The organism is Helicobacter pylori (assembly GCA_008032955.1).
Lineage (GTDB): Bacteria > Campylobacterota > Campylobacteria > Campylobacterales > Helicobacteraceae > Helicobacter > Helicobacter pylori_DC.
Window position 1 is genome coordinate 715,543 of record CP032046.1, and the last position, 20,202, is coordinate 735,744.

Genomic DNA, 20,202 nt, shown 5'->3' on the forward strand with positions numbered 1-20,202 from the left:
TCCATTGAGCGGCGCTGTTTTTGAAATTTAATATAAAAGCGTTCAACAATGAACTATTTTTCATTCACCTCATCTTTTTTGACCCCATTTTTCTTAAATACAGCACTAGTGAGATCACAAAAGCAGTGGAAAAAACGAGAAAGGCTTGCGGCGACTTTTTCTTTCACCTCTTGATAGTGCGAATTTTTGCCAAATCTGGAGGGTTTTTCTTCAATGATTTCAGGGAATTTTGTCCCGCTGAAATTGATTTCACCCCCACTAAAGGCATGCTGCATGAACGAATAGGCTTTTTCTTCATTCAAGCGGTTTTCTTTTATGATATTTTGGAATTCCTCTTCTCTTTTTTGGTGGATATAGTTTTGAAAATACGCATGGACTTCTTCATCTTTGTTGTATTTGTCAATGAAACCCATGATCAAATCTTTTTTATTCCTTAATTCTATGCTGGAGTTAAGGATCGGCTCTATTTTAGTTTTAACGCCTTGAATTTCTAGATCAGGCTCTTTAGCGTATTTTTCAATCAAGTTTAAAATGTAGTCAATATTGACTTCCACTTGCTTGATGAGTTCAATTTCAAAAATCAAATCGTCGTTAATCTCTTCTTTATCCCTCCCTTTTTCTGATCTCATTGCATCGTAAAAATCAAGGTATTTGCTTTGATAGTCTTGAAAATCCCTTGGGTTGATGTGATCGTCTTTGTTGAAATTTTCAAAGCTGTTTAAAATATTTTCCAATTTCAAAATCTTGCCAAAAAGCTTGATGAAATCCTTTTTCTGGCTTTCTGAAATGATTGGCTCTTTTAGGGGAAACTCGGTCAAAAGCCTTTTGATCAGGCGCTCATAGCCCTCGTATTCTTTATGATTATCCGCATAGCCTTTCAAATAATCTTCATATTTTCTTAATAGCGCAATAGACCTAGCGTCCTTGTTGCCAAAAAGCATGAGCGCGTCATTCAAATCCTGCTCCAAATCCCTAAAACACACGATATTCCCATGCGTTTTAACGCTATCTAAAATGCGGTTTGCGCGCGAGAAAGCCTGGATTAGCCCATGGTATTTGAGGTTTTTATCCATCCAAAGGGTGTTGAGCCTTGTAGCGTCAAACCCGGTCAAAAACATATTAACCACCATTAAAAGATCGATTTCACGATCCTTTACTTTTTGAGAAAGATCCTTATAATAGCTTTGGAATTTTTGATCCGAAGTGTCAAAAGAAGTTTTAAACATTCCATTATAATCCGCAATCGCGCCCTCTAAAAAATCCCTTGAGCTTTTGTCTAGCCCGTTAGCGCTTTCATTGTTTTCATCTTCTAGCGCTTCAAGTTCTTCATTAGCGCTATAGCTAAAAATGGTAGCGATTTTAAGGTCGTGTTTTTCTTCTTTAAAAGCCCGGTAGTATTTTTTCAGCGCTTCTATACCAGAGCATGCCAGAATGGAATTGAATTTTTTATTTTTAGTGGCTTGATTGAAACGCTCTAAAATGCATTTAGTAATTTCTTTGATCCTCCTAGTATCCAAAAGGGCGTTTTTTTCATCAACCGCTCTAACCTTGTTATCTATAATGCCCTCTTTAGCTTTAATGGTGTTGTGGTATTCCACTCTAAAGGGTAAAACATTTTTATCCCTGATCGCATCAATAATGGTGTATTGGTGGAGGCATTCCCCAAATTTCTGCTCTGTCGTGCCTAAAGGGTTGTTTTTATCGCAGTTCTGTGCAAAAATGGGCGTGCCTGTGAACCCGAAAAGGTGGTATTTTTTAAACGCTTTAGTGATGGCTTGATGCATTGAACCTAGCTGACTCCTGTGGCATTCATCAAAAATCATCACAACTTCTTCATTAAAGATCGCATGCCCTTTAAGGTGGGATTTAACGAATTTGTCTAATTTTTGGATCGTGGTGATAATGATTTTAGCGTTAGGGTTTTCAAGCTGTTCTTTTAAAATCTTGGTGCTTGTGTTGGAATTGGCGCAATCTTTTTGGAATTTATCGTATTCTTTCATGGTTTGATAGTCTAAATCCTTCCTGTCCACCACAAACAAAACTTTTGAAACGCTCTCTAATTCTTTAGCCAACGTTGCGCTTTTAAAGCTCGTTAAGGTTTTACCGCTCCCTGTCGTGTGCCAGATATAGCCTTGACTTTTCTTATAAGTTTTACTATTTTGCGCGGCTTTGATTTTTTCTAAAATCCTTTCAGTTGCCACGATTTGATAAGGCCGCATCACCAATAAAACCTCATCGCTTGTGAAAACGCAATAGCGCGTTAAAACATTCAAAAGGCTGCGCTTTGCAAAAAACGACTTGGCAAAATCCATTAAATCCTCAATATTACGATTCTTGCTGTCCGCCCAATAATTCGTGAATTCAAAAGTATCGGCTTTATGGTTTTTTTCCAGCTGGGCTATTCTTGTGGTGTTTGAATAGTATTTAGAGCTCGTGCCGTTACTGATAACAAAAATCTGCACGAAATCAAAAAGCCCATCTTCTGCGCTAAAACTATCCCTTTTATAGCGCTTGATTTGATTGAACGCCTCTCTAATCGCCACGCCTCTTCTTTTCAATTCCACATGCACTAAAGGCAAGCCATTCACAAGGACGCTCACGTCATAGCGGTTCTCATATTTCCCCCCTTTATTGCTGTATTGCTGAATCACTTGCAGAGCGTTTTTATGGATATTTTTCTTATCAATGATTTTAATGTTTTTGGTTTTTCCATTCTCAAGGGTGAGATTAAAAATCGGATCTTCTTGGATTTTTCTCGTTTTAGCCTTATAATCATCGTTTTTATTAGCGATGAATTGAGAATAAAGAATCTCCCATTCCTTAGGCGTGAAATGATGATTATTAAGCTTTTCTAACTGCTCTTTTAAATTGTCTTTTAATTCTTGTTCTTTGTGGATTTTTTTAAATTCATAGCCTTGTTTTTGTAAAAGCTTGATAAACGCCCTTTCTAGCTCTGCTTCGCTCTCATAAGCGCTTTTTTTTCATTATCGCTATGATACTCAGCCATCACGGTGCTTTCATTGCTTTCTGCAATAATCTCATAATTCATGCCATTCCTTTTAAAAAATATTTCAAATTCTTTTTATAAGGGGATAGGGGGGTATTTTGCGATAATACCCCCCTTAACCCCCTTAAGATCCCCCTAACCCAAGAAGACCGCTTTTTTTCAAGAGGCTATCGCTTGCTTACGCAAGCTCTTTGTTATTTAGTGGAGTTAGGGGTTTGAAAGTCAGTAATTTTTCTCGGTAATACTCGTATTGCTTTTTCCTGGCTTTTATTTCAGCCGGGATACCGGCTAATAAATCGGTGGTTAAAGCCAAAAATTGATCCAAAACCTTAACGATCTCTTGTTGGATCTCTAGAGGTGGGATGGGGATTGTTATTTTTTTTAAATTTTCTTGGTTGATTTTTGGCGGAGTTCCAGCAACACAATAGCTAACATCTATCGTTTGTAAATAAAAATACAAAAACTTTAATTTTAGTTCATTTTTTGTTTGAAGCACATGAGCATGATTGTTCACCCATATTTTTCCGCTTGCCCAATTCACAACAGGAGTATTATCCTTATTGATAACGCTCCCATCTTCACCAACTAGCACAAAATCCCCATCAAAAATATAGCTATCAATATAATCTTGAATTCCATTTGCTCCATAATAAGGATAAATTCCCGGATTTCTTTTATTTTTCGCAATTGGGATACGCCGATTATCTAAAATTTCACACACCTCCCCCAATTTCCTAAACTCCACCCCCTTAGGCGCTAAAGTGTGGAGTAATCGCTCTATTTTATGCATTTGACCCCCTTTAAGCTTCTAGCTCTTTAATAATAAGATCAAGGCGGTTCCTTAAAGCGCTCTGTTTTTCCACGATTTGAGAAATTTCACCATTAAGCGCCTTGATGTCAATGATTTCTTTCGTGTCTTCTTGCTCCACATAGCGGTTCACCGAAAGGTTGTAATCGTTTTCTTGGATTTTCTCTATATTGGCTAGAGCCGCAAAATGCTTGATCGCTTTCCTTTCAATATAGGTTTGCAAAATCTTTTCTCGGTTGCGCTCTTTGAGTTTGTTTTTCTTACCCTCTTTGAGGAATTCCTTACTCGCATCAATAAAAAGCGTGGTGTCGTCTTTTTTGTTTTTCTTAAGCACTAAAATGCAAGTGGCGATATTCGTTCCAAAAAAGAGGTTTTCAGGTAAAGCGATCACGCAGTCAATGAAATTCTCTTTCACTAAATACTCTCTGATTTTCTTTTCGGCACCGCCTCTATAAAGCACCCCGGGAAATTCCACGATCGCAGCAGTGCCGCTATTGGATAAATAAGAAAGCATGTGCATGGTGAAGGCGAGATCGGCGGCGTTTTTGGGCGCTAGCACGCCGGCTTTGCTAAAACGCTCGTCATTGATTAAAATAGGGTTGTTATCGCCCACCCATTTAGTGGAATAGGGAGGGTTGGAAACGATCGCATCAAAAGGCTCATCGTCTTCATGCTTGGGGTCTAAAAGCGTGTCCCCTAGCGCGATGTGGAATTTAGAATAATTGATATCATGCAAAAACATGTTGATGCGGCAGAGGTTGTAAGTGGTCAAATTGATTTCTTGCCCAAAATAGCCTTTTGAGACGTTTTTATCGCCTAGCACTTTAGAAAATTGTAAGAGTAAGCTCCCGCTCCCACAGCATGGGTCATAAACTTTATTGACACTCTCTTGGTTGTGCAGGGCGATTTTAGCGAGCAGTTCGCTCACTTCTTGGGGGGTGAAAAATTCCCCTCCGCTTTTGCCGGCGTTGCTCGCATACATCGCCATTAAATATTCATAAGCGTCGCCAAAAACATCGATCCCGCTTTGTTGGTAGTCGCCTAATTGCATGCCCCCTATGGCTTGAAGGATTTTAGTCAATTTTTCCACCCTATTTTGATGAGAGCTCCCTAACTTGTTGCTATTGACGTCTAAATCCGCAAACAAGCCTTTGACGTTTTCTTCTGATGGAGTGTTAAGGCTGGATTTTTCTATTTCGTTAAAAATATTTTGTAAGGTTACATTGAGATCTTCGTTATTAGGCGCGTTTTTTAGCACGTTACAAAATAAAGCGCTTGGCGGGATGAAAAAGCCTTTTTCTTCAATAAGGTGTTCTCTTGCGCGCTCGGCCTCTTCATCGCTTAATGAAGCGTAATCAAAACTCGGATTGCGCTTTCGCTCTTCTTTATTGATGTAATCAGTCATGTTTTCTGAAATGTAGCGGTAAAAAAGAATGCCTAAAACGTATTGCTTGAAATCCCAGCCATCCACTGAGCCTCTCAATTCGTTCGCCACTTTCCAAATGGTGTTGTGCAATTCGTTGCGCTCTAATGACGCTTGGTTATTGTTTGGGTTGTTTTCCATGATATAAGCCCCTTTTTTGTGTTTTGATTGGCGGTTTTGTTTGGCGTTGGGCGCGCACCCTTTAAAGGCTTCATTATAGCAAAGAATATTATTTTTTTATCCAACTAGCGCGAAAAACTCCGTCCTTTAGGGCGGAGATGTAAGCGTTTAGCTGTTGGGCTATTTGAACATTGTTTCACCTAGATCCATTCGCTTTTTAGCGCGTTCTACTTAAAAATCAAAGTTAGCTAATTTAATGCGGTGTTTCTTGCTCTTGTATGTATTGCTTAATCATCTCTAAAGGCACGCCCCCACAACTCCCAGCGAAATAACTAGGCGACCATAAATGCTTCCCCCACAAACTAGCTTCAACGCTTTTGAAATGGTGTTGTCTAGTCAAACGACTGCTAACGCCTTTTAAAGAATTGACTAACTTACTCACGCTCACTTTTGGAGGGTAGTTGATAAGCAAATGCACATGATCGCTCCCCCCATCAAATTCTACCAATTCGCTCTCAAAGTCCTTACACACTTTGGCAAACACCGATCCTAAAAAATCTATCACTTCCTTATTGAACGCTGAACGCCTGTATTTAGTAACAAATACCAAATGCACATGCATTAAAAAACACAATGTCTTCCGTGTCTCATATCATCAATTTTTTTCATAGACCTATTTTAACAAAAAGATGTTAAAATACTTCTATGAAAGTCAATAAGGGTTTTAAATTCCGCTTGTATCCCACTAAAGAACAACAGGATAAATTGCAACACTCTTTTTTTGTCTATAATCAAGCTTATAATATTGGCTTGAATTTACTGCAAGAGCAATATGAAACCAACAAAGATTCACCTCCCAAAGAAAGAAAGTGGAAAAAATCAAGCGAGTTAGATCATGCGATTAAACACCACTTGAACGCTAGGGGGTTAAGCTTTAGTAGTGTGATAGCCAACAATCACGCATAAATGTTGAAAGGGCTTTAAAAGATGCTTTTAAAGTTAAAAACAGGGGCTTTCCTAAATTCAAAAACTCTAAATTCGCCAAACAATCTTTTTCGTGGAACAATCAAGGTTTCTCTATCAAAGAAAGCGATGATGAACGCTTTAAGATATTCACTTTAATGAAAATGCCCTTAATGATGCGCATGCATAGAAACTTCCCTCCTAATTTTAAAGTGAAACAAATTAGTATCTCTTGCAGCCACAGAAAGTATTTCGTTAGCTTTAGCGTGGAATACCAACAAGACATTACTCCCATCAAAAACCCTAAAAATGGTGTGGGGCTAGATTTGAATATCCTTGATATAGCTTGTTCTTGTGGGGTGAATAATCACAAAAAACTAACGGATTTTAAGCGATACCCAATAGACATGAAAGAATTACTAGGGATAGAAATAGATGAAGAGTTGGACACTAAACGACTCATCCCTACTTATTCCAAATTGTATTCTTTAAAAAAATACTTTAAAAAATTTAAAAGATTGCAAAGAAAACAAAGCCGTAGGGTGTTAAAGTCTAAACAAAACAAAACCAAATTAGGAGGTAATTTTTACAAAACCCAAAAGAAATTAAACCAAGCCTTTGACAAGTCTAGTCATCAAAAAACAGACAGATACCATAAAATCACAAGCGAACTTTCAAAGCAATTTGAATTGATAGTAGTTGAAGATTTGCAAGTAAAAAACATGACTAAAAGAGCTAAACTCAAAAACGTTAAACAAAAGAGTGGGCTTAATCAATCTATCTTAAACGCTTCATTCTATCAAATCATCTCTTTTTTAGACTACAAACAACAGCATAATGGCAAATTGTTAGTGAAAGTTCCCCCACAATATACGAGTAAAACTTGCCATTGTTGTGGGAATATCAACCACAAGCTTAAATTAAATCATAGGCAGTATTGGTGTTTAGAATGCGGGTATAGAGAACACAGAGACATCAACGCTGCGAACAATATTTTAAGCAAAGGGTTAAGTCTTTTTGGGGTAGGAAATATCCATGCAGACTTTAAAGAACAAAGCCTTTCGTGTTAGTGTCCATTAGGGCGCTTTAGTTAGGAAGCTCCTTGCTTTAGCAAGGGGTGGTTTCACTCCTTGCGTTTTCCATGCGTTTGTGGGGTAAATAAGCTATAATCGCCTTTTTAAAAGTCATTTTTTAAAGGGGTTTGAATGGTATTTGACAGAACAATCAGCGTAAGAGAAAAATTTGTGGGGTAAATAAGCTATAATCGCCTTTTTAAAAGTCATTTTTTAAAGGGGTTTGAATGGTATTTGACAGAACAATCAGCGTAAGAGAAAAAAAAGCGGCTAAAACGCTTGGGATTATTGGGATCGTCTTTTTTATTTTGTTTGGCATCGTAATAAGCGGGGTGGCTTTTCAAAAAGAGTGGGTGCAACAATTGGATTTGTTTTTTATAGACTTGATCCGCAACCCAGCCCCCATTCAAAAAAGCACGTGGCTTTCTTTCGTGTTTTTTAGCACATGGTTTGCGCAAAGCAAGCTCACCACTCCTATAGCCTTACTCATTGGCTTGTGGTTTGGGTTTCAAAAACGCATCGCTTTGGGGGTGTGGTTTTTCTTTAGCATCTTATTGGGTGAATTCACCTTAAAATCTCTTAAGCTTTTAGTGGCGCGCCCACGGCCTGTAACCAATGGCGAATTGGTTTTTGCGCATGGCTTTAGTTTCCCTAGCGGGCATGCTTTAGCTTCAGCGCTTTTTTACGGCTCTTTGGCGTTGTTGTTATGCTATTCTAACGCAAACAATCGCACCAAAACTATCGGCGCTATCATTTTACTTTTTTGGATTGTTTTAATGGCGTATGATAGGGTTTATTTAGGGGTGCATTACCCTAGCGATGTTTTAGGAGGGTTTTTGTTAGGGATTGCTTGGTCGTGTTGCTCTTTAGCACTTTATTTGGGGTTTTTGAAACGCCCTTATAAAGCCGCTTAAAGCGTTTTTTAAAATCTCGTTTTTTAAAAAGAAAGCGATGGGTTAGGGTATAGCTCCTCTTTCTTTTTAACCTCATCAAATTCATCTTTATAGCGGTGTTGGTAATTTGGGTCATAATCCACGACGCTCTTTAAAAAACCGCTGAATTTTGGATTTTTCTCGCTAAGCTCTAAAGCCACGGTGTAATCAATTTTTTCTTTGTATTTAGCGTTCAATAAAATAGCGCTTTTGTCCTCATCAGTTCTCAAATCAATCACGCCAATCCCAAAACTCGCATGCAAACGCTTCAACAAATCCATGAGTTTGGGATTATGCGTATCAATATGATGGCCCACTAAATACCCCTCATTAGCCCACGAGCTATTAGAAATCGCTTGAAAATAACACTCCCTGCAATTATTCACGCTGATTTCTTTTTTCAATTCAAAGCTCACCAGTTTAACGGGCAAAGTGTCAAATTTCTTAGAAAAAGCGATTAAATTTTCATTAGACAATTCAGCGTGCAAAAACCTAACCCCCACCATGTCCGGATAAAGCCACCTGTCCATGCCTTTTGACGATTTTGAACTCTCTTCATGAAAAATGGTTTTCGTGTAGCATTTCAAATTTTCATTATTAATAGCCATGTAGGTTAAAAAGGGGTGCAAATCCCTTTCATGCATGATTTTATTATGCACGATTTTAACGCTTGAAACGCCGGGCTTTTCAATGTTTAAAACCGGCTCTTTAGCCGCGCTTTTTAAAGCGATTAAAACCGGCTTTTCTTGCACCTTAAAAAAGGGTAGTTCTTCGCCCTTGTTTAAGGCGGTATAAATAAGGGAGCTAACACTCTGGTGTGGAGTTTTGCCCCCATAATCAAACATGTTTGTAATCTCGCCTTTTTCAAAAAGCTCTTTGGCTTTATCATACACTTCAGTAGGGCTAATCGGCCCTGTGATCTCTAAAACGCTTTGAACGATTTCAATGTCTTGCGGTTTCATTTTTTGCTCGCTAAATACTCTTCATAACTGCCTTTAAAATCAATGATTGAAGCGCCTTTAGGGCTTGGGACTAATTCAATAATCCTGTTAGCATACGCATCAATAAGCTCTCTGTCATGGCTTATGCAAATCAGCGCCCCATCAAATTTAAAGAGCGCTTCACCTAGTGCGATAATCGCTTCTAAATCTAGGTGGTTGGTTGGCTCATCTAAGACTAAAAAATTCCCCCCCTCTAGCATGAGCTTGGATAAAACCATTCGGTGCTTTTCGCCCCCACTTAAAGCGTTCACGCACTTTTCTTGCTCTTCGCCATTAAACAGCATCCTCCCTAAAGCGTTCCTAACCTCAGCGCTTTCAATCTTTTTATTGAAATTAAAAAGCCATTGATACAAGGTCTCTTCGCCGCTAATTTCTTCGCTCACGTTTTGAGGGAAATAGCCTTTTGAAACGGTCGCTCCCCATTTCACCACGCCCTTATCAGGCTTTAACTCTTCTACTAGAATTTTACAAAGCGTGGATTTACCCACGCCGTTTGGCCCTATGAGAGCGATTTTATCTTTAGGCATCACTTTCAGGCTCACTTGATTTAAAACCATTTGCCCATCATAACTTTTAGAGACATTTTCGCACTCTAAGGCTTCATTCCCAATGGTGCGTTTGGGTTTAAAAATAATGCTAGGATCCCTCCTGCTGGATACCGCTAAGCTTTGAATGTCTAATTTATCCAGTTGTTTTTGGCGGCTTGTGGCTTGCTTGGCTTTAGAAGCGTTAGCGCTAAAACGAGCGATGAATTTTTCTAGCTCTTCTTTTTCTTTGAGTTTTTTATTGCGTTCGGCCTCTTGCTGTTTAATAATCAGAGTGGAAGCGATATACCAATCGTCATAATTCCCGCTAAATTCGCGCACGCTGTGAAAATCCAAATCCAAAATATGCGTGCATACCGCATTTAAAAAATGCCTATCATGGCTAATGACTACCATCGTGCCTTCATGGCGTTTGAGGTTGTTTTCTAGCCATTCAATGGCGTTTAAATCCAGGTTGTTCGTAGGCTCATCTAAAAGCAAAATATCCGGTTTAGGGAACAAGACTTGAGCGAGAAGGATTTTAAATTTATCGCTGCTTGGCAGGGTTTTCATCAGATCGTTGTGTTTAGAGCTAGGAATGCCTAAATCTTCTAGGATTTTTTCAATCGCCACCTCGCATTCATACATGGGATCTTCTTCCACGCAAATGGTTTCTAACTCCCCTAATCTGGCATTCACTTTATCATCGCTCAAATCGCCTTCAATGTATAAGCGCTCTTTTTCTTTGATAGCGTCATACAAACGCTTATTGCCTATCAAAACCGCATCTTTAAGGCTCAAATCTTCAAAAGCGTATTGATCCTGCCCTAAAACCCCCATTTTCATGCCGCTTGTGATGATGACTTCCCCACTGCTGCAATCAATGCTCTTGCTTAAAATCTTTAAAAAAGTGGACTTTCCTGCGCCATTAGCCCCAATCAGTCCGTAGCGTTTGTTTTTATCCAGCTTGATATTCACGTTTTCAAACAATTTTTTAGTCGCATAGCGTTGCGTTAAGTTGATGGTTTGCAACATCTTATGATTTCCTTATTTTTGTGATTAGATTATAGAAAGTTTATTGTAGCGTTTTCTTTGCAATATTGTATCCCTTGCTTATTGTGGTTATTCATAAGGCCTTTGACGCCCAAAATTTGATCGAGCCTATATCATTCCCTCTTGATTTTTTATTCAAATTAAGGTAAAAATAATGCTCGTGTTTTACTATTATGAATATCAAAAGGATCGTATCATTGAAAGTGTTTGATTACGAAGACGTCCAACTCATTCCTAATAAATGCATCGTGAATAGCCGTTCAGAGTGCGATACGACCGTTATTCTAGGCAAACATGCGTTTAAAATGCCCATAGTCCCAGCCAACATGCAAACAATCATCAACGAATCGATCGCAGAATTTCTAGCAAAAAATGGCTATTTCTATATCATGCATCGCTTTGATGGAGCAAAAAGAATCCCGTTTGTCAAAAAGATGAAGGAACGCCAATTAATTAGTTCGATCAGCGTTGGGGTGAAAAAGGAGGAATGTCTTTTTGTAGAAGAGTTGGCCAAGCAAGGATTAGCGCCAGACTATATCACGATCGATATTGCGCATGGCCATTCAAATTCTGTCATTGAAATGATCCAACGCATCAAAACGCGTTTGCCCGAAACTTTTGTGATTGCCGGGAACGTTGGCACGCCAGAAGCGGTCCGTGAATTAGAGAACGCCGGCGCTGACGCTACGAAAGTCGGTATCGGGCCTGGGAAAGTGTGTATCACTAAAATCAAAACAGGCTTTGGCACGGGTGGTTGGCAACTAGCGGCTCTTAGGTGGTGCGCTAAAGCGGCAAGAAAGCCCATTATTGCAGATGGCGGCATTCGCACGCATGGGGATATTGCAAAATCCATACGCTTTGGCGCGACAATGGTGATGATTGGCTCGCTTTTTGCAGGGCATGAAGAATCATCTGGAGAAACAAAAATAGAAAATGGTGTCGCATACAAAGAATATTTCGGTTCGGCATCAGAGTTCCAAAAAGGTGAAAAGAAAAATGTTGAAGGTAAGAAAATTTGGATCCAACATAAAGGATCGTTAAAAGACACGCTGGTTGAAATGCATCAAGATTTGCAATCTTCAATCTCCTATGCAGGCGGGAGAGACCTTGAAGCGATCCGGAAAGTGGATTACGTGATTGTGAAAAATTCAATTTTCAATGGGGACACGATCTAAAAAAGATCAATGAAACAATAAAGCTAATTTTTACGAGCGAAATGCCTTTCAATGCAATCGCATAAGATGTGGATCATAAGAATGTGCATTTCTTGGATTCGTGGGGTGTCACCACTAGGGACGATCAACGCTATATCGCTTAAAGGCTTCATTTTCCCCCCATCACGCCCCGCTAAGCTAAGCGTTTTCATCCCTAAATCTTTGGCTTTTTCATAAGCTTTCAGGACATTTTTGGAATTACCGCTTGTAGAAATCCCTATTAAAACATCTTCTTTATTCCCTAGCGCTTCCACTTGTCTGGCGAACACTTCTTCATAACCATAATCGTTCGCAATGGCGGTGAGAGCTGAGGTATCGGTATTAAGGCTTATCGCACTCAAGCCTTTCCTTTCTAATTTATAGCGCCCGGTCAATTCAGCGGCAAAATGCTGCGCGTCGCTCGCGCTCCCCCCATTACCGCAAATAAGGATTTTCCCTTGATTTTCTAAAGTTTCTATCAAAAGATGAACGCTTTGCTTTAACGCTTCTTGCAAACTTTCTAAACTTTTTTCTAACGCTTCCTTATGGGCTAAAAATTCTTTTTGGATTAAATCATCAATCATTATGTGTCCTTTTAATTTTTTCTATGATAGCGCTTGTGGAATAACCTTCTTCAAATTCTATCAAACGGGTTTCTTTAGCCAACTCGCTCCCTATGACTTCTTTATTGAGGTAGTCCGCTCCCTTGACTAAAATATCAGGCTTTAGGGCTTGAATCAATTTTATGGGCGTGTCTTCTTCAAACACCACAACATAATCCACGCAAGACAAACTCGCTAAAAGGAACGCTCTGTCTTTTTCGCTCACTATGGGGCGTCTATCCCCCTTAAGCCTTTTAATGGAACTATCGCTATTTAACCCCACAACAAGAATATCCCCTAAAGCTTTAGCCTTTTGCAAATAACTCGCATGCCCTTTATGGAGGAGGTCAAAACAGCCATTGGTGAAAACGATTTTTTGCTGGTTGTGTTCTAAAGTTTCTAACAGCTTTTCTAAAGGGAGGATTTTAGGGTGCGTTTGGTTCAAAATCAAAGCGATTTCTTCCAAACTCGCTAACGCGCTCCCCATTTTACCCACCACCACCGCCGCAGCCGCATTGGCAAACTCGCAAGCATCTTTTAGGCTCATCGATTCTAATAAAGAGAGCGTTAAAGACGCTATCACCGTATCGCCTGCCCCCGTGACATCATAAACTTCTTTAGCGATAGTGGGGCAATTGACTAACTCGCCTTTTTCCAAAAAAGCGATGCCTTGTTCGCTCAAAGTTACTAAAGGCATGGCGATTTGATAAGTTTCTTGTAAAATTTGGAGCGCTTTTGATAAATTCGCATGGCTGTCTAATTTCAAATGGAGCGCTTGCTCTAATTCAGCGCGATTAGGCGTGATCAAACTCGCATGGGAATATTTGCTATAATCCTTTCCTTTAGGGTCGCATAAAATGAGCTTGTGGTGTTGGTTAGCTAGCGTGATGATGGTTTGAGTGAGTTCAAAATCCAACACGCCCTTATTGTAATCTGAAAGGATCACGCCGTCTATTTCTTGGATTTTTTCTGCGATAAAATCTAAAAGATTCTTTCTTAAATCAGCGTTTAAGGGGTCTTTGATTTCCTTATCCACGCGCGCGATTTGCTGGTTTTGCGCGATGATGCGCGTTTTAAGCGTGGTGCAACGGGTTTTATCTATCAAAATACCTGAAGCGTCAATCCCTCTTGCTTTTAAAGCGCTAATAAAATGCTTGCCCTCTAAATCATCGCCCACTACCCCACATAAAAAAACTTTGGCTTTCAAAGAGATAAGGTTATTAGCCACATTGGCCGCTCCGCCTAAATTCTTGCTCTCTTTTTTGACTTCTAAAACAGGCACAGGGGCTTCAGGAGAAAGCCGTTCGCTCTTCCCCCACAAATAATAATCAGCGATCAGATCGCCTATGACTAAAATTTTTTCATGCGCGTTGTTCTTTAAAAATCGCATGGATATGGGGCAAATAATCTTTAATACCGCTTTCTAAATCGTATAAAGGGGTGTAATCTAAATCCAAAATAGTGGGTTCAATGTGCGCTTGGGTGTGCTTTTGGAAAAAAGTATAAGGGTTTTTAATATAGCTCACTTTAAAATCCCCTAAATGCTCTTTTAAAATGCTAACGATTTCATTATAACTCCTGGCTTGTGAATAACCCACATTATAAACCCCGCTTTTTTGAGCCTTCATCGCTTTCACATTCGCTTGGATCACATCTTCAATATAGACAAAATCCCTTAACTGCTCGCCAAATTCAAAAAGCTTGACTTCCTTAAACGCCATCGCGCTTAAAGCGAGCTGCAAAACCATGGAAGCGGTTTTTTCTTTATAAAATTCCCTAGGCCCATAGACATTGAAATACCTTAAGCCCACTTGAATGTTATCGCTTGAATGAGAAAGGACAAATTCGTCCATGCAAAGTTTGGAAAAGCCATAAATGTTTTCAGGGCTTTCGTTTGAGCCTACTATATTGGGGGCTTTGGTGTTGCCATAAACGCCCGCTGAAGAAGCGTAAATCACTTTAGCTTTTTTTGATCGAGCGATTTCTAAAAGGTTTAAAAAAGCCTGATAGTTGGTTTTCATCACTAATTCTTGATTGAGCATGGTCGTATCAGAGACAGCCGCTTGGTGGAACAAATAATCAAAATGCAACTTTTCTAAACGCCTTAAATCTAAAGGATTATTAATATCAGCGGTAATCACTTCGCCCTTAAAACCGATCAAATTCTTAAAATGCCCTAAAGAACTCGGGCGGTTGTTGTTTAAAAGCGTGTTGTTACGAAACTTATCCAAAATTACCACTTTAGCCTTAGGGTGGTTCTCTTGAAAATAAAAGGCTAGATTACTGCCCACAAAGCCAGCCCCACCGGTGATTAAAATCGTTTGATTTTCCAATCCATCATCAATATAACGCATTACTATCCTTATTTAATCCAATCAATCATCTCTTTAAGATTTTTACATTGTATCCAAGAATGAGGAGTTTTTAAAGGGTTTTGAGTGAGCAAAAGGTTATTTTTAACTTTAGCGTTCAAGCCGGCTAACATGTCGCTCTCCTTATCGCCTATCATGAAAGATTGATCCAAGCAAATTTGATGCTCTTTAGCGGCTTGTAAAATCAAAAAGGGCTTTGGCTTCCTGCAAGCGCAATTTTCTTCTGGGGCGTGCCTGCAAAAATAGACGCCGTCTAAATTAAAACCTAACTCTTTGAGCAAGCTTTCTTGGAGGTATTCGGTAAGGTTTTCAAAATCTTTAAGGGTGTAATAGCCTCGGTTGATCCCGGATTGGTTGGTGATTAAAAGCAGTTTGTAGCCTAAAGATTTCGCATGCTTTAATAATTCAAAAATCCCTTTTTGGAACTCAAAATCTTCTTTTTGACTCACATAGCCTTTATCAATATTGATAATGCCGTCTCTGTCCAAAAAAAGGGCTTTGTTAGTGGCGCTCATGCATTCGCTTGTGATCGTGTTGGGTGGTTTCGCTTGAATGATGCATCGCATGGGGGTTTTGGTGGTTAATGAGCATGATCCCCATATAAAGAATATAAAGCCCAAAAACCCCCATTAAACCTTTAGACAAAAGATTGAAAAATTTCCTGTAAGAAATAGAAATTTTGCTTAAAAAAACCCCCATTAAAAACAACGGCACGCTGGTGCCAAGCCCAAAAGAAAGGCCTAGCATCGCTCCCATAAACGCGCTATGACTAAGAATCACGCTCGCTAAAAACGAATACACCATCATGCAAGGTAAAAACCCGTTCAACACGCCCAAAAAATACAGCCCTAGAATGTTTTGAGATTGCAAGGTTTTTTTCATCAAAAAAGAGATGAAAGGGATTTGAAAGCTTAATTTTTCCACTTTAGCCCCCAAGAGCGCTAAACCGATCAAGATAATCCCCATGCTGATGAATAAAACACCCCTAAAACCCATGTTCACGCTAAGACTACGCCCTAAACCTGCCGTTATAGCCCCTAAGAGCATGTAAGTGCTGATCCTCCCCACATTATAAAGGGCATGGCAAGTGAGCTGGTAAGAAAAGCTTGTAACTTTAGAAAATCTTATTTGACTAAACGTGCTCACAATCCCCCCACACATGCCCACACAATGCCCTAAAGACATGCTCAAGGCGGCTAAAAACATGCCCAAAAAACTCAAATTGTGCATCATTTGCATTCTAGTATCCCTGCTTTTTTAAGAGTGATTTCCATCCCATCAAAAACCAAACGCTCCTTGCAAACAGAATGAGGTAAAAACGCGCTCAAATACTTCGCATCGCCCCCACAAAGATAGATTTTTTGATTTTTGGCTAAATGCTGGATACAAGAGATGATACTCAAAATCATGCCGTAATTCACAGCGTCTCTAGTGTTTTTGGGTAAAACTTCTAAAGAATCTAAGGCTTTGAAAGGTTGCTCTAAGATTTTAGCGCTTTTTTTATACGCATGAATATATTGGGCTAAACCGGGTAAAATACACCCTCCTAAATGCTTGCCCTCTTTGACTAAATCTATCGTAATCGCACTCCCAGCATCCACTATAACCCCATTAGCCACCGCTAAACACGCCATTTGCCGGTCTATCCCAAGCCCTACATAGTCGGTTTCTAAATGAAAAAATCTTGCAATATTTTTAGCGTTAGGGTAACAATTCAAAAGGGCTTTTTCATTTTCTTCATTCACGCTAATGTAAAAAATTTCCTTTTGAATACCCAAACGCTTTAAATCTTCTTTAGCGCTTGAAAAGAGTTGGTAGTTTTGTGCGAAATGGATGCGCGTGTTGCCTATATCGCATAAAACCAGGTTTTTCAAATCTGTAAAAGATTGCCTAGCTGGCATGGGCCTACTTCTTATTCATTTCTAAAGCTTTTTTTCTTTCTTCAAGCTCTTTTTCATCTCTTTCTTGATGCTCTCTCGCTCTTTGTTCAAATTCTCTCGCTCTTTGTTCGGCTTTGGCCTTTTTCTTTTCTTCTTTCAAGCGGCGTTTTTCTTCTTTAGGGCTGAGTTTTGGCGCCTCTTTAAAAGCGTTACCCTCTTTTGAAACAGAAGCGTTTTTGTTTTCGCTTCGTTGGATAGCGTTATTTTGATTGTTAATAGGCTCCATAGCGCGTTGGTTGGCTTTAACTTCATCCTCTTCAAACCCGCTATTTCTTGGCTTAATTTTGTTTTCTTCTAAAGGTTTTTCTTTGACTTTATGCCTTTCTTGCAAATAAATAGGAGCGTTCCCTTTTTCGCCTTTTTGAGATTTTTCAGATGCAGGTTTTTCCACAACGGGATAAAGCTTGGGCTTAAAATCATTATAATCTAAATAGTAGCGATCATAATACACCCGATTTTTATCATAAAACACCCCTTTATCCAAACGATTGGATGAAAAAAACTTAAAACTGCCTATAGTTGGCGTTTTATAGACATTATACGAATTAAAATCATTCAAATCCACTTCTATCACATACCCGCGTTTTTCTAAAGAATACAATTTATTATGGTTTAATACAATGGTATTGAGCGAAGCAAAGGGCAGTTTCACGCTGTTTAATTCCCTCAAACTCTTATCCATTTGCAAAATCTGCCCGTCTAGCGTGAGCACATATAAAGTCCCCTTATCATAAAGCAAATCTATAATATCCCCATCATAGTTGAACTCTTGACCGCTCACGACTGAGAGTATTCTTTTCCCTGTAGAAGCGATCATGTTATTGCCATCTACGATAAGATAAGTGATATTGTTAAAAAACTTATCGCTGCTGATAACAATGTTTCTAATAGGCGTAGGGGTTCCATGCACATAATCCACGACCAACAAGCGCCCATCTAGCATAGGGAATACCACGACCGTATCCATAAAAATAGGCATCGCCATTAAAGAATTGATCGTGGCGCTTGGGGAACCTTTCTCACTAAAAAGCAATTTTTGAGAAGTGATGTCGTATAAATTCGCTGAATTGTCCGCTAACACCACCGCTAAAAGATTCCCTTTAACGCTCGCGCTCAAGGCAAAAGTCTCCAAAGGAATAACGATAGATTGTTGGCTGGCGTTAGGGTTATTGCTAATCAATTCCACTTGATGACAGACTTTATCTTGGACTTCCGCTTCAACGCCCTTTAATTTCAATTCCGTTTCTTCAGTCTTAGCCACCTTGCTTTTGCTTGTTTTTTTATCAATCTTATTCAAACAATCTTGCGCAAGGATGAAAAACCCCTGACTCTCATTTAAAAAACTGCTTTCATAATTGAAATTCTTACCGATTCTTAGCTGCGTTAAACCTTTATCGCCTATAACCGCTCCATTTTTCAAAATGGCTCCATAACGATTAGACGAAACGATACTTTCTTGCAAATGGTTAGGGAAATACGCTTCGCCTTTAACTTGGTGTTTAGCGGGTTTGAAGTATTTTCTCATGTTACAGCCGCTAAAGGCAATTAGGGCTATGAGTAAGATTAAAAATGGTTTATTCATCAAATCAATGCGTTCCTTGAATGGTTTCTTTCTTTAGATTGGTTGGTTTGGAAGGGTTTTGCTGAATATCTTCTAACATTCCATAGTGTTTTAAAACAGAGATTATAGCATAGAGTGAAGAACTTAGAGGGATAGTGGATAAACTTTGATGCGCTTTTTTGATCGCGTCTTTAGAATTTTCCTCATACAACAAGTTCACTTCTTGTAAAGCGCTCATTTCTTTAAGAATGGGGCTTTTTTCAAGTAGGTTTTTATCTCTAGAGAGCGATGCGTAAGAATATTGTGCAAAAGTTTTAACGACTTCATTAGAAGATTGCGAAAGCCTTTTAAACTCGTTTGCATCGTTTCTCTCACTCGCTCTGGCGAACTGATACAAGTCATACAACTCTGGGGCGACTTCTTTCAATCTTTTTTGCAAGGCTATATTATTAGGGCTCTCTAGCACTTCATTATAAATTTGAGTGATCCGCTCTCTCGTTTGCTCATGCTTATAATCTTGCAATTTTGTATCCCCTAAATAAGCGATAAAAGCCACCACGATAAACAACAACACCCACTTGTAGCGTTTGAAAAACTTTTCTAATCTAAACACCCCCTCTAAAAGCTTTTCATCGCTTTTGAATTCGTTTTTAACTTGCTCTAAATTTTCCTTAATATTCATGCCTTGCTCACTCCTGTGCTGCCAAACCCCCCGCTACCCCTTGAAGTTTCATCTAATTGTTCGCATTCTATAAATTCGGCTTTATAAGTTTTTTGAACCACCCCTTGAGCGATCCTATCCCCTACTTGAACTTTAAAATCTTTATCGCTCAAATTCGCTAAAATGACCTTAATTTCGCCCCTATAATCATTATCCACCGTGCCAGGAGAATTCAACACCATCACCTGATGATTCAAAGCCAAACCGCTACGGGTGCGCACTTGCAATTCATACCCCACTTCTAAAGACAAACAAATCCCTATTTTCACCAACCCCACGCTATGAGATTTGATCGTTACTTCTTCTACAGCGTGCAAATCAAAGCCTGAAGAACCCTCGGTTTGGTATTCAGGGGTAAGGGCGTTTGGGTGGATTTTTTGGATTTTAATTTTCATCAAAACAAATCTCTTTATAGTAAATGTCTAAAATCTCAAAATCGCTCTCACCATTGGGTAATTGAATGCTCACCATATCGCCCTTGCTCTTACCGATCAAACTCTTAGCGATCGGCGAACCAAAAGAGATTAACCCTTTAGCCGGATCGCTCTCCACGCTCCCTACTATCGTGTAAGAAAACTCTTTATCGTTGTCTAAATTAAGGATTTTAATCGTGCTGCCAAAACTCACTTTATTATGGGCTAAAGCACTCGGATCAATCACTTGAGCGTTAGCGACAATCTCGCTTAAATCCACGATCCTCGCTTCAATGAAGCGTTGTTTTTCTTTAGCGGCATGGTATTCAGCGTTTTCTTTCAAATCCCCATGCCCTCTAGCAATATCAATTTCTTTCACAATATTAGGCCGTTCCACCTCTTTTAATTGCTTTAATTCCGCACAAATCTTATTGTATCCATGCATACTCATAGGTTCTTTATTCATTTAATCTCCTAAGCTTATTCAGTAGAGATT

General features: G+C 39.2%; 18 protein-coding genes and 2 pseudogenes. 3 read left to right on the forward strand and 17 right to left on the reverse strand.

All coding sequences use genetic code 11. The annotated features are described in order from the left end of the window. Positions 1–53 precede the first annotated feature (53 nt). From D2C72_03485 to tnpA, 5 genes and pseudogenes are all read right to left on the reverse strand, one after another. Positions 54–2,936 (reverse strand): type I restriction endonuclease subunit R, encoded by a 2,883-nt coding sequence (locus D2C72_03485; protein QEF44182.1) that lies wholly within the window; start codon positions 2,934–2,936, stop codon positions 54–56. 249 nt (positions 2,937–3,185) lie between these two features. Beyond that, a complete protein-coding gene (locus D2C72_03490; protein ID QEF43440.1) occupies positions 3,186–3,797 on the reverse strand; it encodes a restriction endonuclease subunit S in 612 nt (203 codons plus the stop codon). Between the two features lie 10 nt (positions 3,798–3,807). Further along, positions 3,808–5,379 carry a type I restriction-modification system subunit M gene (locus D2C72_03495; protein QEF43441.1) on the reverse strand — a complete coding sequence of 524 codons (1,572 nt, stop codon included), beginning with the start codon at positions 5,377–5,379 and terminating at the stop codon, positions 3,808–3,810. Continuing rightward, positions 5,343–5,558, reverse strand: a pseudogene (locus tag D2C72_03500) (hypothetical protein). The gene D2C72_03495 and the pseudogene D2C72_03500 overlap by 37 nt, the downstream one beginning before the upstream one ends. A 53-nt stretch (positions 5,559–5,611) precedes the next feature. Beyond that, positions 5,612–5,992 (reverse strand): IS200/IS605 family transposase, encoded by a 381-nt coding sequence (gene tnpA, locus D2C72_03505; GenBank protein ID QEF43442.1) that lies wholly within the window; start codon positions 5,990–5,992, stop codon positions 5,612–5,614. Positions 5,993–6,063: 71 nt separating this feature from the next. Here tnpA and D2C72_03510 point away from each other — a divergent pair. Together D2C72_03510 and D2C72_03515 are read left to right on the forward strand one after the other, a co-directional pair. Continuing rightward, positions 6,064–7,391, forward strand: a pseudogene (locus D2C72_03510) (transposase). A 230-nt stretch (positions 7,392–7,621) separates the two neighbouring features. After that, positions 7,622–8,308, forward strand: coding sequence for a PAP2 family protein (locus D2C72_03515; protein QEF43443.1), 687 nt, complete (start codon positions 7,622–7,624; stop codon positions 8,306–8,308). Between the two features lie 23 nt (positions 8,309–8,331). Here the strand turns inward: D2C72_03515 and D2C72_03520 are convergent, their stop codons facing one another. Continuing rightward, positions 8,332–9,288 carry an HrgA protein gene (locus tag D2C72_03520; GenBank protein ID QEF43444.1) on the reverse strand — a complete coding sequence of 319 codons (957 nt, stop codon included), beginning with the start codon at positions 9,286–9,288 and terminating at the stop codon, positions 8,332–8,334. Continuing rightward, positions 9,285–10,886 (reverse strand): ATP-binding cassette domain-containing protein, encoded by a 1,602-nt coding sequence (locus D2C72_03525; protein ID QEF43445.1) that lies wholly within the window; start codon positions 10,884–10,886, stop codon positions 9,285–9,287. The genes D2C72_03520 and D2C72_03525 overlap by 4 nt, the downstream gene beginning before the upstream one ends. 191 nt (positions 10,887–11,077) lie before the next feature. Between D2C72_03525 and D2C72_03530 the strand changes: the two genes are divergently transcribed. Then, positions 11,078–12,079: a GMP reductase gene (locus D2C72_03530; protein QEF43446.1), complete on the forward strand. Its 1,002-nt coding sequence runs from the start codon at positions 11,078–11,080 to the stop codon at positions 12,077–12,079. 23 nt (positions 12,080–12,102) lie between these two features. Here D2C72_03530 and gmhA read toward each other — a convergent pair whose 3' ends face one another. From gmhA to greA, 10 genes are read right to left on the reverse strand one after another with little or no spacing between them, the layout of a single operon-like run. After that, complete coding sequence (gene gmhA / locus D2C72_03535; GenBank protein QEF43447.1) at positions 12,103–12,681, reverse strand: D-sedoheptulose 7-phosphate isomerase; 579 nt, start codon at positions 12,679–12,681, stop codon at positions 12,103–12,105. Beyond that, the gene (gene rfaE1, locus D2C72_03540; protein QEF43448.1) at positions 12,674–14,089 is read right to left on the reverse strand and encodes a D-glycero-beta-D-manno-heptose-7-phosphate kinase; all 1,416 of its coding nucleotides are present in this window, start codon (positions 14,087–14,089) and stop codon (positions 12,674–12,676) included. The genes gmhA and rfaE1 overlap by 8 nt, the downstream gene beginning before the upstream one ends. Then, entirely contained in the window at positions 14,061–15,053 is a 993-nt protein-coding gene (gene rfaD / locus D2C72_03545; GenBank protein ID QEF43449.1) for an ADP-glyceromanno-heptose 6-epimerase, read from the reverse strand. Before rfaD ends, rfaE1 begins: the two co-directional genes overlap by 29 nt. 8 nt (positions 15,054–15,061) lie before the next feature. After that, on the reverse strand, positions 15,062–15,586 hold the full coding sequence (gmhB, locus tag D2C72_03550; protein ID QEF43450.1) for a D-glycero-beta-D-manno-heptose 1,7-bisphosphate 7-phosphatase: 525 nt from the start codon (positions 15,584–15,586) through the stop codon (positions 15,062–15,064). Beyond that, positions 15,573–16,310, reverse strand: a complete 738-nt coding sequence (locus D2C72_03555; protein QEF43451.1) for a sulfite exporter TauE/SafE family protein — start codon at positions 16,308–16,310, stop codon at positions 15,573–15,575. Before D2C72_03555 ends, gmhB begins: the two co-directional genes overlap by 14 nt. Beyond that, positions 16,301–16,972, reverse strand: a complete 672-nt coding sequence (locus D2C72_03560) for a type III pantothenate kinase (GenBank protein ID QEF43452.1) — start codon at positions 16,970–16,972, stop codon at positions 16,301–16,303. Before D2C72_03560 ends, D2C72_03555 begins: the two co-directional genes overlap by 10 nt. Before the next feature lie 4 nt (positions 16,973–16,976). Then, positions 16,977–18,593 carry a plasmid stabilization protein gene (locus tag D2C72_03565; protein ID QEF43453.1) on the reverse strand — a complete coding sequence of 539 codons (1,617 nt, stop codon included), beginning with the start codon at positions 18,591–18,593 and terminating at the stop codon, positions 16,977–16,979. 4 nt (positions 18,594–18,597) lie between these two features. Beyond that, complete coding sequence (locus tag D2C72_03570; protein QEF43454.1) at positions 18,598–19,254, reverse strand: hypothetical protein; 657 nt, start codon at positions 19,252–19,254, stop codon at positions 18,598–18,600. Beyond that, complete coding sequence (locus tag D2C72_03575) at positions 19,251–19,688, reverse strand: dUTP diphosphatase (GenBank protein QEF43455.1); 438 nt, start codon at positions 19,686–19,688, stop codon at positions 19,251–19,253. Before D2C72_03575 ends, D2C72_03570 begins: the two co-directional genes overlap by 4 nt. Continuing rightward, on the reverse strand, positions 19,678–20,172 hold the full coding sequence (gene greA, locus D2C72_03580) for a transcription elongation factor GreA (protein ID QEF43456.1): 495 nt from the start codon (positions 20,170–20,172) through the stop codon (positions 19,678–19,680). The genes D2C72_03575 and greA overlap by 11 nt, the downstream gene beginning before the upstream one ends. Between the last annotated feature and the right edge of the window lie 30 nt (positions 20,173–20,202).

Excerpts from the sequence above, each read along its gene's own strand:
- D2C72_03490 (QEF43440.1), bottom strand. The coding sequence starts at position 3,797 with ATGCATAAAATAGAGCGATTACTCCACACTTTAGCGCCTAAGGGGGTG.
- D2C72_03495 (QEF43441.1), bottom strand. The coding sequence starts at position 5,379 with ATGGAAAACAACCCAAACAATAACCAAGCGTCATTAGAGCGCAACGAA.
- D2C72_03515 (QEF43443.1), top strand. The coding sequence starts at position 7,622 with ATGGTATTTGACAGAACAATCAGCGTAAGAGAAAAAAAAGCGGCTAAA.
- D2C72_03520 (QEF43444.1), bottom strand. The coding sequence starts at position 9,288 with ATGAAACCGCAAGACATTGAAATCGTTCAAAGCGTTTTAGAGATCACA.
- D2C72_03525 (QEF43445.1), bottom strand. The coding sequence starts at position 10,886 with ATGTTGCAAACCATCAACTTAACGCAACGCTATGCGACTAAAAAATTG.
- D2C72_03530 (QEF43446.1), top strand. The coding sequence starts at position 11,078 with ATGAATATCAAAAGGATCGTATCATTGAAAGTGTTTGATTACGAAGAC.
- gmhA (QEF43447.1), bottom strand. The coding sequence starts at position 12,681 with ATGATTGATGATTTAATCCAAAAAGAATTTTTAGCCCATAAGGAAGCG.
- rfaE1 (QEF43448.1), bottom strand. The coding sequence starts at position 14,089 with ATGCGATTTTTAAAGAACAACGCGCATGAAAAAATTTTAGTCATAGGC.
- rfaD (QEF43449.1), bottom strand. The coding sequence starts at position 15,053 with ATGCGTTATATTGATGATGGATTGGAAAATCAAACGATTTTAATCACC.
- gmhB (QEF43450.1), bottom strand. The coding sequence starts at position 15,586 with ATGAGCGCCACTAACAAAGCCCTTTTTTTGGACAGAGACGGCATTATC.
- D2C72_03555 (QEF43451.1), bottom strand. The coding sequence starts at position 16,310 with ATGCAAATGATGCACAATTTGAGTTTTTTGGGCATGTTTTTAGCCGCC.
- D2C72_03560 (QEF43452.1), bottom strand. The coding sequence starts at position 16,972 with ATGCCAGCTAGGCAATCTTTTACAGATTTGAAAAACCTGGTTTTATGC.
- D2C72_03565 (QEF43453.1), bottom strand. The coding sequence starts at position 18,593 with ATGAATAAACCATTTTTAATCTTACTCATAGCCCTAATTGCCTTTAGC.
- D2C72_03570 (QEF43454.1), bottom strand. The coding sequence starts at position 19,254 with ATGAATATTAAGGAAAATTTAGAGCAAGTTAAAAACGAATTCAAAAGC.
- D2C72_03575 (QEF43455.1), bottom strand. The coding sequence starts at position 19,688 with ATGAAAATTAAAATCCAAAAAATCCACCCAAACGCCCTTACCCCTGAA.
- greA (QEF43456.1), bottom strand. The coding sequence starts at position 20,172 with ATGAATAAAGAACCTATGAGTATGCATGGATACAATAAGATTTGTGCG.